Raw genomic sequence first — 13,825 nt, 5'->3', positions numbered from 1 at the left:
CAAAAATACTAAACTTAATTACATATAATAATGTATTTTGAAAATTTAAAATAACGCAAAAAAAAAACTGCCTTAACTCACCAATGCGTTAAGACAGTTTTTACCCCTTTGTTCTATTAATCTTATAGTATATCTGAATTTATAATTTGATTAATATTATTTCACTATTCATTATTAAAACAACTTCCATTCAAAAACTCCTACATAAAATCCATGTTTTTTTACATTATTTAGAAGATATTATATAAGCGACTAATTATCAGATTAATAAAATTTCATTTAAAAAAATTATTTTAATTACTACTTGACGATTTTTCAAGGTCCTTTAATAAATCTTCACTCGATTGTGTAACATTATTTACACATTTAATTCCCCATCTTGAAAAGAAAAATAGAAATACCAACATTACAGGTAAATAGATATACCAAATGTTACTTTCAAAGAAAATATCTTTATTATTTATTATTTTACCTGCCAAAGGCATTGCTGTAAATACTAGTAAAAGACTAAAGTAGATACTTGATTTTTGAATCATCATATATCTTTTTTTGTTTCTTGAAAATTTAATTAAGGTCTGCTTATAATTAGTATCATCAAGCGAAACATTTTTCATTTTGAATAAACTTCTTAACGAAACTATAGGCAGTAAAATGAGATATGAAATAGTAAAAATACCACAGGTAATAAAATACCAGGTATCTAATTTTGAGAAATTTGCTAAAATAAATAAGGCTCCTGCAAAACAAACCAATGCTCCAATCATTTCAGGAAGTGCTATTTTATTCAATTTCGAGTTAATACGTTCCTTAGTCATTTCCATAATTAAATTATCAGTTAATATTTTTTGTTGTTCAACTTCTTTAGATAAATTGGACCAAAGTGATTTCATTTCTTCTAGTTCCATATTACTTTAAAATTTGCGTTTTTAATTTTTCTTTAATTCGAGATAATCTGGTACCCACATTTGTATTTGTAAATCCGGTTATTTCCGCTATTTCATCATAGTTTTTTCCTTCTAAATAAAGCAGAATTATACCTTTTTCTATAATATTCAATTTCTTAATCTGAGTATGTAACAGCACAATACGATCTTCTATAATAGTATCTTCTTGTTCCGTTTTATATGTAAGTATTTTTTCAATTGGAATTCGAACGCCACCTCTCTTTTCCTTTTTCAAGTAGGTTATTGATGTATTTAAAGCGACCCTATACATCCAGGTGCTAATTTTTGCGTTACCCTTAAAGGTCTTATAAGACTTAAACAGCTGATAAACTATTTCTTGATATAAATCTTGTTGATCTTCTTTGTGGTTTGTATAAACTGAGGTTATTTTAAAAATAATTCCTTGGTTCTCTTTTATAACTTCAGTAAATGCTTGTTTCTTGGTCATTCAAAATTAATTACACTCCATTAGTATCTGAAGTCTCTGAAAAATCACAAAAAAAATTATTTTTTTATTTTTGTAGTATCGATAACACCATATTGTATCTCTAATTTCTTGCGGCCCCACTCTTTCGCTCGCTTAATATCTTTACCCATATAGATATCAATTTTATTTCTCCAACGGTAATGCATTTTATCTTTTACAAGATACGTTCCTTTTATTCCTTCAATTTTTATGGGTGTATTATGCTTTAATCCCATTCTCAATAAATCTCTAGAAACGGCAATATATGGCATTCCGGGTCGTAGACTATCGCCCCAAGCGGTAATATGTGGATTCCCATCTGTTTGTGCTGTTGTAGAATTATAGGCAGTAGCAGTAACTTTAATTGTTTTCCAAGTAAAAGGATCTTCAATTTTTTTCTTACATCCAATTACAACGGATAAGACCATAAATAGGCAGATATTCTTTAGCATAATAGTCTATTCAACATTCAGTTAGATGAATGAAATTTACTAAAAAATTTCTTAATGATTAAATGAGCTGTTTTTAATAAAAACAGGTAAGTACTTTCTAAGACGTAAATACCTCCGTAAATTTTATGCCTAAGCTCTTTTGAAGTCCATGAATCATTTGTAATTCATTAGGTAAAATCAATGCCATTGAAACTCCTTTTTTTCCGGCTCTTGCCGTTCTACCACTTCTATGGGTATAATATTCTAGTTGTTCTGGTAATTGGTGGTGAATTACAAAGGCTAAACTATTAACATCAATACCACGAGCAGAAACATCTGTAGAAATAAGGATTTGTACACTTTCATTTTTAAATGCTCGCATTACCTTATCACGATCTCTTTGCTGCATATCTCCTTCCAAAGCTCCTACTGAGAAGCCTTCTTCTTTCAAAATATTTGTAAGGTTTTGTGTACCAGCTTTTGTTCTACAAAAAATAATACCGCGTTCTTCAGGCTTACTTTCTAAAAACTGAATAAGGACATCTACTTTTTTCTTTATAGTAGTGATTAAATATTGATGACTAATATTTGAATTGACTAAATTATTTTCATTCACTGCAATCCGTACCGCCTTTGGCGACATGTATTTCTTGATGATACTTTGAATTTCATCAGGCATTGTAGCTGAAAACAACCATGTATTTCTAAGTCCACTTGTATATTTTAAGATGGTATTTAAATCTTGTTTAAAACCCATACTCATCATTTCATCAGCCTCATCTAAAACTAACGTCTTCATGTGTTGTAAATCAATTTCTCCTCTTTCAATAAAATCAATTAATCGTCCAGGTGTAGCAACAACAATGTGGGTAGTACGCTGAATTCTTTTCAATTGAATATCAATTTTTTCACCACCATAAATACCTTCAGAAAATATTTTTTTTGAATGGTACTTTGTAAACCTAAATAATTGTTTCTGAATTTGTTGTACCAACTCTCGTGTGGGAGCCAAAATTAAAGCCTGAATCTCATCTTTAGAAGGATCTATTGCTTGTAATATAGGGAGTCCGAAAGCAGCAGTTTTACCCGTACCTGTTTGAGCTAATCCAATAAAATCTGTTTTTGAACTTAAAAGTACAGGAATAGCTTTTTCTTGAATTTCAGTGGGAACAGTAATCCCTAATTCTTTCAAAGATTTTATATAAGACGATTGAACACCTAAATCAGAAAACGTTGACATAATTTAATGTAATTTTCTGCAAAAGTACGCTTAATAATAGAATTGATGAGCAGTTTAACTTTTATTGGCTTTTTTTAACTGCTTCTTTATTTTGTTAATAGCAGATTCAATAGACTTTTCAGGTTCGATAACATTATAAGCTCCCCAAAATCCTGGATCTGAAAACCCTGATGCAGAATCACTTATAACGACAGATTTCTTAAGCTTTTCTCTATTCTTTAACTTCTCATTATTACTATTAAATTTCCAATCGGTTACTGCCATTTCACTCGTTAATGAATAGTTAGAACTAAACAATTTTCGTTTCCGTTTCACTTTAAAACTCAATTGTACATTTCCATAACCATAATAATATTTACCATCTTTTTCACGATAATCCACCCTATATGCTGCATTGGTTGGGTATACTTTAATATCCCTCGGTTTTTTTCGCACAAATAGGTCGCCCGTTAATTCTTTATTTTCAACATTTAAATTGTAGATCGCACTTTTTAACGCTGACGTTTCAACATCTATATATAATTTACCATAATATAAAGGTTCCGTAACCGTATTTAGTTGCTTAAACTCGACTACATAAACGGCTTTACCATTAATTGTTGTTGAAGAAGCAAAGCTAAATCGATAAGAATTAATCATATCCGAATTAAAAATATATTCAGGGTACTTCATTAAATCTATATATAACGGATTATAAGGACCTCCTTGCAATTTTAAAGCTACAGTATCTAACTTGTTATAATCTGTACTTTTTCTTGCCTTAAACAGCTCAATATCATCTTGTCTAGATGAGGTATACGGTTGTTTATACACATTTACAATTGCCTCAGCTAAAGAGGCATTTTTACGACCTTTTTTAATAGTTTCTCTATAAAAAGCGGTCATTAGGACAGGTTTATTTACATTATTATCAGCTTTTTTCTTTAATGTAGATTTCACCAAAGCTTTAGCATCATTTGGAGCGACCAATTTAATTTCACTTAACTTGATGATTGAATTGATTAATACAATCTCATTACCTTCAGCCTGTAGCGTTGTCAATAAAACCTCCTTCGTATCAAATCCGATATAGGATATTACTAACACTCCATTGTCAAGATCTTTTGGTACTTTTAATAGAAATTGGCCATCGGAATTTGTAATCGTACTGATATTTGTTTCTTTAACAGTTAATGTTGCAAAAACCAATGCATTACCAGTTTCACTATCTAAAACAACACCGCCATATTCTAAATATTCATTAGCATACGCAATTGAGTCATCCTGAAAATTTGAATAGGCAAACACTGAACCTACTGACAAAGTCAAGCAAATAAAAGAGAACAATATTTTTGTTGAAATTGAAGTAATATTTATAGCTACCATAGTTTTAAGTCAAAAATTAAGGTAGTAATTTAATCAAAAAAAAGGAATATTTGGCTATATATTTAACTTTACTAAGGTTAAATTATATTCAACATCTTTTGAGTCGCTTTTATAGCTGAGACGGTTTGATCAGAATCTAACCCTCTTGTTTTAAAAGTTTTATCAGCTGTTTTCCAAGTAATAACAGTTTCACAAAGTGCATCAGAGCTCGACCCTGGTGGAATTCTAACAGCGTAATCTGTAAGTTTAGGTAATGTTAACCCTTTACTTTTATACACCTTACCTAACGCATTCATAAACGCATCAAATTGTCCATCACCTTGACAATGCTCTTCTATTAAGACGCCATCAATTTTAACAGAAACGGTAGTTGATGGTTTTAACCCCTGAGCATGTGTTAACACGTATGATTCAATAGTAATACGTTCTTCATAAACATTACTATCCAATACATCAGAAATTATATAAGGTAAATCTTCCTTGGTAACTACTTCTTTCTTATCACCTAATTCAATAATACGCTGCGTTACTTTTAAAACATCTTCATCGTTTAATTGTAAACCTAGCTCTTGTAAATTCTTTTGAATATTGGCTTTTCCAGAGGTTTTTCCTAAGGCATACTTACGTTTTCTACCAAATCGTTCTGGTAACAAATCATTAAAGTAAAGATTCTTTTTACTATCGCCATCCGCATGAATACCTGCGGTTTGAGTAAAGACATTATCTCCTAAAACAGGTTTGTTAACCGGTATTCTAAAACCAGAGAAGGTCTCTACCAATTTACTTACTGTATATAACGCTTTTTCATTGACACCAATTTCAACATCAGGTAAAAAGTCATTTATTACAGCAACAACGCTAGCCAACGGAGCATTGCCCGCTCGCTCACCCATTCCATTAACCGTAAGATGCAAACCGTTTACACCTGCCTTTACCCCTTCTAAGGCATTTGCAACTCCCAAATCATAATCATTATGTGCATGGAAATCAATATGCATTTTAGGATATTTAGCACGAATGGTGGAGAGATATTTAAAACTTTCTTCTGGCGATAATACCCCCAAAGTATCTGGTAATAAAATACGTTCTACAGGTTGCGTTTCTAAAAAATCTAAATATTCATAGACATAAGCTTCTGAATTACGCATTCCATTACTCCAATCTTCTAAATAAACATTAGTTTTAATTGAAGCGGCTACAGCAAGTTCTATAACTTTTTTTATTTCTGAAAAGTGTTGCTCAGGTGTTTTTTTAAGCTGATATTTTAAATGATTTAAGGAGCCTTTGGTCAGTAAGTTCTGAACTTTGGCTCCTGTATTTTTCATCCACTCGATGGACAATCCATTATCTACAAAAGATAAAACTTCTATTTTATCTAAATAACCTTTTTCTTTAGCCCATTCCGTTATGCTTTTAACCGCATTAAATTCACCTTCAGAAACTCGCGTTGAAGCAACTTCAATTCGATCTACCCTTAGTTCTTCTAATAATAATTGAGCAATGGTCAACTTTTCTGATGAAGAAAATGATACACCACTAGTTTGTTCACCATCTCGTAAGGTGGTGTCCATAATTTCAATTTTACGCTTGGTCATATAGGTCTGCTGTAGAAAATTATATTAAAAAGGACGAGTTTTTACAAACTCTTGAATCTCTCCTTTTATATTTTGTAAATAGTCTATATCATCAAAACCATTGAGCATATTTTCCTTTTTATAGGAATTAATTTCAAACGATTCTGAGTTACCCGAACTTAAAAGTGTAACCGTCTGATTTTGTAAATCTACTTTGATTTCCGTGTCCGGATTAGCTTCAATTGCTCCAAATATCTCTTGTAAAAATTCTTCGCTTACCTGAACTGGTAAAACACCAATATTCAAACAATTCCCTCTAAAGATATCTGCAAAAAAACTAGAAATTACACATCTGAATCCAAAGTCATATACTGCCCAAGCGGCATGCTCTCGTGAAGATCCTGATCCAAAATTTCTTCCTCCTACTAAAATTTTACCACTGTATTTTGGATCGTTTAAAGGAAAATCAACTTTCGGACTATCATCTGCATTGTATCTCCAATCTCTAAAAAGATTATCTCCAAAACCTTTTCTTTCTGTAGCCTTTAAAAAACGAGCAGGAATGATTTGATCGGTATCCACATTTTCTATTGAAAGTGGGTATGCTGATGTTTTTAATATATTAAATTTATCGTATGCCATTGTATGGTTATTCTATTATTATACTTATTGTTATTTGGTAGACGCTTACGCCATCAATTCACGTGGATCAGTTACTTTTCCAGTCACTGCCGCTGCTGCTGCCACTAAAGGACTTGCTAATAATGTACGAGAACCGGGTCCTTGACGGCCTTCAAAATTTCTATTTGAAGTACTTACTGCATATTTCCCTGCAGGTACCTTATCATCATTCATTGCTAAACAAGCTGAACAACCAGGCTCTCTTAATGCGAAACCTGCATCTGTTAAAATATCTAAAATACCTTCTTCTTTAATTTGAGCTTCAACTTTATGTGAACCTGGTACTAACCAAGCGGTAACATTGTCTGCTTTTTTTCTTCCTTTAACAATAGATGCAAAAGATCTAAAATCTTCTATTCTACCATTAGTACAACTACCAACAAAAACAAAATCTATAGTTTTACCAATCATAGATTCTCCTTGTTCATACCCCATATAGCTCAATGATTTCTCATAAGTAGCTTTTCCATCTTTTACGGTATCTGATTGTGGAATTTGATTAGAAATACCCATACCCATTCCTGGATTGGTACCATACGTAATCATGGGTTCTATATCTGATGCATTAAATGTATATTCTTTATCGAAAGTAGCATCAGCATCAGTTTTCAACGTTTTCCAATACTCCATAGCTGTATCCCAATCCGCTCCTTTTGGTGTAAACTTTCTACCTTTTATATAATCAAATGTTTTTTCATCAGGGGCAATCATTCCACCTCGAGCTCCCATCTCAATACTTAAGTTACAAACGGTCATTCTTCCTTCCATGGACATTTCCTCAAATACATCACCTGCATATTCTACAAAATAACCTGTGGCACCTGAAGTTGACAATTGTGAAATAATATATAATGCAACATCTTTAGGTGTCACTGCTTTATTCAGTTTCCCAACGATATTAATTCTCATTTTTTTAGGCTTAGGCTGCATAATACATTGCGTAGAAAGCACCATTTCAACCTCTGAAGTACCAATACCAAAAGCAATAGCTCCAAAAGCACCATGTGTTGATGTATGTGAATCTCCACAAACTATAGTTGCTCCTGGTAATGTAATTCCATTTTCTGGACCTACAACATGAACAATTCCATTATTTTCATGACCTAAACCCCAATGTAGAATACCGTGCTCTTTAGAATTTTCTTCTAAGGCTCTTAACTGATTAGCAGAAAGCGGATCCTCAACCGGTAAATGTTGATTTATAGTTGGTGTATTATGGTCAGCTGTAGCAAAAGTTCGCTTCGGCTCCATAACCTGAATGCCTCTAGTTTTTAACCCCAAGAAAGCAACAGGACTTGTAACCTCATGTATTAAGTGTCTGTCGATAAAAAAAACATCTGGTCCTCCTTCAATTTTACGTACCACATGGGCATCCCAAACTTTGTCAAATAAAGTATTACTCATAATCAATATAAATTTTCTTATTTTTAAAATGATTGCGAATATAAAATTTTATAAAATAGCTATAAAATTACATCGTATAAGATTACGATGTTCAACACCTTATTTCGGGTTTTAAAGTTTACTTTTATTCTTATTTTTCAGTCGGTGGCGTTATCATGATATGTGCACCTGCAGTACCTGGAAACATCAACCAAGGATGCCCCGGAGCATTAGGTTTTAATGATAAACCTGTACTTTCTTGAGTGGCAAATGGCATATAAACAACATATCTATAATGCGTATTTACATTCGTTGCACTTTCAACATCAAAACCACCTTTTTCACCTTGTAAAACATGCAATGTTGAGGGGTTTTTAGGCAATTCTAATTTACCATCCTTACCCTCTTGTTCTCGTATTGCCCTTAATTCTTGTGTTTTCTTCCCTTCGGCTTTTAATGCTCTACCTCTCGCCATAAATGGATCTAGATCTTTATGATATGCCACTACTTGAAATCCCTTTTTATTGGGATTGTCAGCAATACAAATCATCGCATTTGTACCTTCTCTTAAAGTGATAAAATTTCCTTCATCATCATACCCATATACCTTTGCTCCTGCCCTTGTTTCTTCAGGGGCTGCCAAAACTGCCGAGGCAATTTGATGCTCTTTCGTCAGTTTTTGATTTGGAACAATTACATTTTCTTCTGTTTTTTCGACCTTTTGCTCTAATTTTTCATTTTCTTCTACCTTTTGTGTGTTTTCTTTAGGTTTTTCACAAGAAATATAAAAAATCGTTAATAAAATAATTGGTAAAATGTTTTTAGATAGTTTCATAATTGATATATTTGATTCAAATATAAATAATTATACATATTTTACACCTTAACCAACCTTAAATTTAAATACATGAGAACTACATTGCTTTTACTTACAATTGTCTTTTTAACTTCTTGTAATATGAATAAAAAATCGGATACTTCCGAAACCTCAGAAACGATTTCAGATTCTACTGACATTAAAACTAAAATTGTTGAAACTAAAATAGTAGACACTGTAGCATACGCCAAAGAAATTCATGAACGCGTTATTACATTAGATACCCATGATGATATTAATGTAGCTAATTTTCTTAAAGAAAAAAATTATACACAACGTTTAGAAAACCAAGTTAACTTGCCTAAAATGGAAGAAGGTGGACTTGATGTGGCATGGTTTATAGTTTACACTGGTCAAAGTAATTTGAATAAGGCGGGGTATAAAAAAGCTTATGCAAATGCAATGGCTAAATTTGAAGCTATTCATAGATTGACTGAAGAAATTGCACCAGATAAAATTGAATTAGCATTAACTTCTGATGACGTTAGAAGAATAAACGCAGCTGGAAAAAAAGTGGCAATGATTGGTGTAGAAAATGGATATCCAATTGGAACAGATATTTCTAATGTAAAGAAATTTTATGATCTAGGAGCCAGATATATGTCCTTAGCTCATAATGGACATAGCCAATTAGCGGATTCAAATACAGGTGAAAAGGATAATGTATGGTTACATAAAGGTTTAAGTGATTTAGGTAAAGAAGTTATCGCTGAAATGAATAAATATGGTATAATGGTAGATTTATCGCACCCATCTATTGAAGCTAATAAACAAGCTATTGCATTATCTAAAGCTCCAGTAATAGCCTCACATTCAGCCGCAAGAGCTTTATGCGACCATAGCAGAAACTTAACTGACGAAGTATTGCAATTAATTAAAGAAAAGAATGGCGTAGTGCAAACAGTAGCCTTTAAATCGTATGTAAACACCAATAAACAAAATAAAAGAAATGCTTTTGAAAAATCTATCTATAAAAAGGTATTAGACTCCATGGGTGTAAAGTATTTAGAAAGAAGCGAAGCTAGAAAACTAGCTGAAGCTGACAGAGATACTTATTATGCAAATTATATGAAAGCTAGATCTGTGGTGAATCGTAAGATGGAAACAATTAAAGATGCACCTGGTGCGGTTGACGTTTCTGATTTTGTAGATCACATTGATTATTTGGTAGATTTGATTGGTATTGACCATGTAGGAATTTCTTCTGATTTTGATGGCGGTGGTGGTATTGAAGGATGGTCAGATGCTTCTGAAACTTTTAATGTAACACTCGAGCTGGTTAAACGTGGTTATACCGAAGATCAGATTAGTAAGTTATGGAGTGGTAATTTATTAAGGGTATTAGATGATGTACAAAAAGTGGCTGCAGATTTACAAAAAGTAGTCTAATACATATCGTTTAAAGACGCAATGTATTGCGTCTTTAAACGATAAATAAATCTGCTAATTCATTATCAATTCGTTTTGGTTTTAAAGTTTCGGCATCTATCAAACACCATGTCGTTTTACATTTCACTAAAAGTTCGTCTTCACGATAAATTCGAAAAACCCGATTTGACCGTGCCCCTTTTACATCTTCAATCCACGTATAAATAGTTATAGTGTCATTGTTAAAAGCTTGTTGTACATAATCAACTTCATGCCGAAGCACAAACCATTGAACGTTTTTCTTTAGTTCATCTGAAGCTAGTTTTTCCCAATGCATATTAGCAACCATTTGCGTCCAAGCTAAATAAGCTACATTATTTACATGTCCTAATGCATCTATATCATTTAACGTAACTTTAAAAGAATATTTAAATGATACTTTGTTTTCCGGTACTTTATCGATCATGAAATTATAATTTTGAACACCAATAATACAATATAAATGTATAACAGCAACGATAGTTATTTCATTTTCTTTAGTTTTGCATTTTAGTTTAATTTCCAAAATCACCTTCTATAATGAGCAATTATTTTAAATGGTTTTATGATATTTTAATAACCAATAATGTATCTGAAGATGTAGCCCTATATTTAAACCTATTGATAAATGCGATTATTTTAATCGTCTTACTGCTATTGATTGATTTTATTCTTAAAAGAGTAATAATAAGGACCTTTAAAGTTTTCACCATTAAGACCAAAACTACTTATGATGACTACTTGGTTCAAAGTAATTTTCCAAAATATATAGCTCACATCATCCCTTTTATTATACTTAGAAAGCTAATTCCATTTGTTTTAGCAGACTTTGAAGTTTGGAAAACCTTCTTTATTAAAATTACCGATGTATATCTTATAATTTTAATGGTTTGGATTTTTAGAAGTGTTTTAAGAACAACCAAGGAGTACTTAAAGCAAAAAGATTATTTCAAAGATAAACCCTTAGACAGTTACGCTCAAGTGATCGTCATTTTTTTATGGTTTGTAGGAGCCGTATTTATTTTTTCTGAAATTACAGGTCAAAGTATCCTAAAATTCTTAGCCACGTTTGGTGCCGCATCTGCTATTTTGTTATTAATATTTAGAGATACTATATTAGGTTTTGTAGCAAGTATACAAGTTTCTATCAATGATATGGTTCGTATTGGTGACTGGATAACCATGGAAAAGTATGGTGCCGATGGAGATGTTGTTGAAATAAATTTGGCCACAGTAAAAGTATCTAACTGGGATTTAACGATTACTACAATACCAACATATGCTTTAATCTCTGATTCTTTTAAAAACTGGAGAGGCATGCAAGAAAGTGGTGGTAGAAGAATTAAAAGGGCTTTTATTATTAAAACAAATAGTATTAAATTTTTAACAGATAAGGACCTGAAAAAGTTTTCAAAAATTCAAATTCTTACCGATTATATAGCTCACAGGCAATCTGATATTGATAATTATAATACAGAACATAATTCGGACAGATCTATCATTGTTAATGGCAGAAATCAAACCAATCTTGGCTTATTTAGAAAGTATTGCGATTTATATTTAAATGAACATTCGGCAATCAATAAGGATATGATGATTATGACGCGTCATCTCGAGCCTACTTCAAAAGGGATTCCATTAGAAATTTATACTTTTTCAAAGGATAAAAGATGGATCAACTATGAACATATTATGGCCGATATTTTTGAACACTTGATTGCTACCGTTCCCCATTTTGATTTAGAATTATTTCAAGAACCTAGCTCTAAAGATTTTCAAGAATTGAGTTCTAAATTTAAGTAAGGCTACTTATTTTTTAACCGATCCGTAACATATTCCATCTCCGTTTTACCATGTGCTTTTGGCTTACCCTTGTCATCAAGGTTTGCCATCACAATACTAGAGATGGTTAAAATAGTTTCTTGTGTCATTTTGTTTCTAACCTCACATGCTAAGGTTAAAGACGCCATGCCAAATTTAACTGCTTCAATACCTATCTCGATAATATCTCCTTCCCGGGCAGAATTTTTAAAGTCTACTTGAGATATGCGTTTGGTTACTACTTTTGTATTCTCTAATTGAATAATTGTAAACAAGGCGGCTTCTTCATCTATCCAAGACAATAGTCTTCCTCCAAACAAGGTTCCATTAGGGTTTAAATCTTCAGGTTTTACCCATTTTCTAGTGTGAAATTTCATATGTATTAAATTACGTTAGAATTACTTTTAAACGTGTTCCTTTTGGTTGATAATACGTGGACAACTATTCTTCTAAATGCTCTATCAAATATACATAATCCTTATTTTTAAATAAAACTTATACATCATGAATTCTAGAAAAGAGCACTTATTAAGTATCAGGCCCATCATAAATTATAAAGTCGAAGCTATTTCTGAAATAGAAAAATTTCAAAACACTACGCTTAGACCCATATTAAAATTTCAGAATGAGCTCTTAATAGCCATTTTTAAAGCATATATTAAACGCTTTAAGAATGCCTTTTATGAGTTACCTATTGCTGGGAAAATGAATTATATAGACAATGCTGTACAGAAAAACACAAAATTCAGAAATGCCCTAAAGGGTTTAGTTACAGGAATGTTTACCTTAGATGAATATCAATATTACTCGGAAAATTCATCAGAAATTAGTAAAAGAATGATGCAAATGATTAGTGAAAGGTTGAAGGATCAATTACAACTATTTGAAAACTAGATAGCGTATTGCCAATCCAATGATAATACAAATGGCAAAACTCATTAGGGTACCAATTAAGACATATTCCGTTTGTTTTCTTGCCCCTTTTGTATCACTAAACCTTAAAATGGACTTCGCTCCTATCAAGAACCCTATTGCGGCAAAATTATTAATTAAAATAAAAGTCAAAACCAATATACGCTCAAAAATTCCGATATAACGCCCTGCTTTATTCAAGCTACTTTGTGCTTCTTCGTTTGATATTTCCTTTTGCCAACGCTCTGTTGCTTTACCAATAATGAAGCCCACTGGAAAAATCACAATTAAATATCCTGTGAAAATGGCTAAGGCTTGTGTTGATGTAAAAAATGTAGCTATTGTGGGCAGTACTTCTGAAAATCCATTAATTAAGTATAACCAGGCAAGTACTAGTATAATTAAGTGCAAAATTTGATCAATGATAAAGTACTTTAAATTATCCTTCTTTTGATGTAACTTCCATAGGTCTATAAAAAAATGTGTGATCACAATAACTATTGGAATGAACAACTGATTCCAATCCTGTAAAATTATATAGGTTAATACACCTGCCAATAAACTATGAGCATACAAATACCATGACTTACCCTTATAATTGCGTTTGTGCTTCACCATTTTAGTATTTTGAAATACAAAATCGGTCAATACATGAGCTAATAACAATTGCAATATGATAAGAATGTTGTCCATTTATTTATTCTTTTTTTTTCTAATACTCATT

At 31.8% G+C, this 13,825-nt stretch carries 15 protein-coding genes; 3 read left to right on the top strand and 12 right to left on the bottom strand.

The genetic code is table 11. The annotated features are described in order from the left end of the window. Window positions 1–293 precede the first annotated feature (293 nt). From JBL43_RS15405 to JBL43_RS15365, 9 genes are all read right to left on the bottom strand, one after another. Window positions 294–905 carry a hypothetical protein gene (locus JBL43_RS15405; RefSeq protein WP_198842297.1) on the bottom strand — a complete coding sequence of 204 codons (612 nt, stop codon included), beginning with the start codon at window positions 903–905 and terminating at the stop codon, window positions 294–296. A gap of 1 nt (window position 906) precedes the next feature. Then, on the bottom strand, window positions 907–1,392 hold the full coding sequence (locus JBL43_RS15400) for an RNA polymerase sigma factor (protein ID WP_198842296.1): 486 nt from the start codon (window positions 1,390–1,392) through the stop codon (window positions 907–909). A gap of 56 nt (window positions 1,393–1,448) precedes the next feature. Beyond that, window positions 1,449–1,862, bottom strand: a complete 414-nt coding sequence (locus tag JBL43_RS15395; protein WP_232829137.1) for a 3D domain-containing protein — start codon at window positions 1,860–1,862, stop codon at window positions 1,449–1,451. Window positions 1,863–1,959: 97 nt separating this feature from the next. Then, window positions 1,960–3,081, bottom strand: a complete 1,122-nt coding sequence (locus JBL43_RS15390) for a DEAD/DEAH box helicase (protein ID WP_198842295.1) — start codon at window positions 3,079–3,081, stop codon at window positions 1,960–1,962. 54 nt (window positions 3,082–3,135) lie between these two features. Next, complete coding sequence (locus JBL43_RS15385) at window positions 3,136–4,446, bottom strand: carboxypeptidase-like regulatory domain-containing protein (RefSeq protein WP_198842294.1); 1,311 nt, start codon at window positions 4,444–4,446, stop codon at window positions 3,136–3,138. Window positions 4,447–4,523: 77 nt separating this feature from the next. After that, a complete protein-coding gene (locus tag JBL43_RS15380; RefSeq protein ID WP_198842293.1) occupies window positions 4,524–6,041 on the bottom strand; it encodes a hydroxymethylglutaryl-CoA lyase-like TIM-barrel protein in 1,518 nt (505 codons plus the stop codon). Window positions 6,042–6,065: 24 nt separating this feature from the next. After that, window positions 6,066–6,662, bottom strand: a complete 597-nt coding sequence (gene leuD, locus JBL43_RS15375; protein ID WP_198842292.1) for a 3-isopropylmalate dehydratase small subunit — start codon at window positions 6,660–6,662, stop codon at window positions 6,066–6,068. A gap of 45 nt (window positions 6,663–6,707) precedes the next feature. Next, window positions 6,708–8,105: a 3-isopropylmalate dehydratase large subunit gene (leuC, locus tag JBL43_RS15370; RefSeq protein WP_198842291.1), complete on the bottom strand. Its 1,398-nt coding sequence runs from the start codon at window positions 8,103–8,105 to the stop codon at window positions 6,708–6,710. A gap of 130 nt (window positions 8,106–8,235) precedes the next feature. Further along, complete coding sequence (locus JBL43_RS15365; RefSeq protein WP_198842290.1) at window positions 8,236–8,919, bottom strand: hypothetical protein; 684 nt, start codon at window positions 8,917–8,919, stop codon at window positions 8,236–8,238. 123 nt (window positions 8,920–9,042) lie between these two features. Between JBL43_RS15365 and JBL43_RS15360 the strand changes: the two genes are divergently transcribed. Continuing rightward, the gene (locus tag JBL43_RS15360; protein ID WP_233098807.1) at window positions 9,043–10,350 is read left to right on the top strand and encodes a dipeptidase; all 1,308 of its coding nucleotides are present in this window, start codon (window positions 9,043–9,045) and stop codon (window positions 10,348–10,350) included. Between the two features lie 34 nt (window positions 10,351–10,384). On the opposite strand, the gene JBL43_RS15355 is transcribed toward JBL43_RS15360, so the two are convergent. After that, the gene (locus tag JBL43_RS15355) at window positions 10,385–10,795 is read right to left on the bottom strand and encodes an acyl-CoA thioesterase (RefSeq protein ID WP_198842288.1); all 411 of its coding nucleotides are present in this window, start codon (window positions 10,793–10,795) and stop codon (window positions 10,385–10,387) included. A 113-nt stretch (window positions 10,796–10,908) separates the two neighbouring features. Between JBL43_RS15355 and JBL43_RS15350 the strand changes: the two genes are divergently transcribed. Further along, entirely contained in the window at window positions 10,909–12,171 is a 1,263-nt protein-coding gene (locus tag JBL43_RS15350; RefSeq protein WP_198842287.1) for a mechanosensitive ion channel family protein, read from the top strand. A 2-nt stretch (window positions 12,172–12,173) separates the two neighbouring features. Here the strand turns inward: JBL43_RS15350 and JBL43_RS15345 are convergent, their stop codons facing one another. Further along, the gene (locus tag JBL43_RS15345) at window positions 12,174–12,566 is read right to left on the bottom strand and encodes an acyl-CoA thioesterase (RefSeq protein WP_198842286.1); all 393 of its coding nucleotides are present in this window, start codon (window positions 12,564–12,566) and stop codon (window positions 12,174–12,176) included. Between the two features lie 127 nt (window positions 12,567–12,693). On the opposite strand from JBL43_RS15345, the gene JBL43_RS15340 reads away from it, so the two are divergent. Further along, window positions 12,694–13,083, top strand: coding sequence for a glyoxalase (locus JBL43_RS15340; RefSeq protein WP_198842285.1), 390 nt, complete (start codon window positions 12,694–12,696; stop codon window positions 13,081–13,083). On the opposite strand, the gene JBL43_RS15335 is transcribed toward JBL43_RS15340, so the two are convergent. Further along, complete coding sequence (locus JBL43_RS15335) at window positions 13,069–13,794, bottom strand: DUF3307 domain-containing protein (RefSeq protein WP_198842284.1); 726 nt, start codon at window positions 13,792–13,794, stop codon at window positions 13,069–13,071. The two genes, JBL43_RS15340 and JBL43_RS15335, sit on opposite strands and share 15 nt — an antisense overlap. Between the last annotated feature and the right edge of the window lie 31 nt (window positions 13,795–13,825).

The organism is Aureibaculum flavum (assembly GCF_016406085.1).
GTDB classification, from domain to species: Bacteria; Bacteroidota; Bacteroidia; order Flavobacteriales; family Flavobacteriaceae; genus Aureibaculum; species Aureibaculum flavum.
The sequence above is the reverse complement of the archived record's forward strand: the minus strand, read 5'-3'. Positions and strand labels throughout refer to the sequence as shown.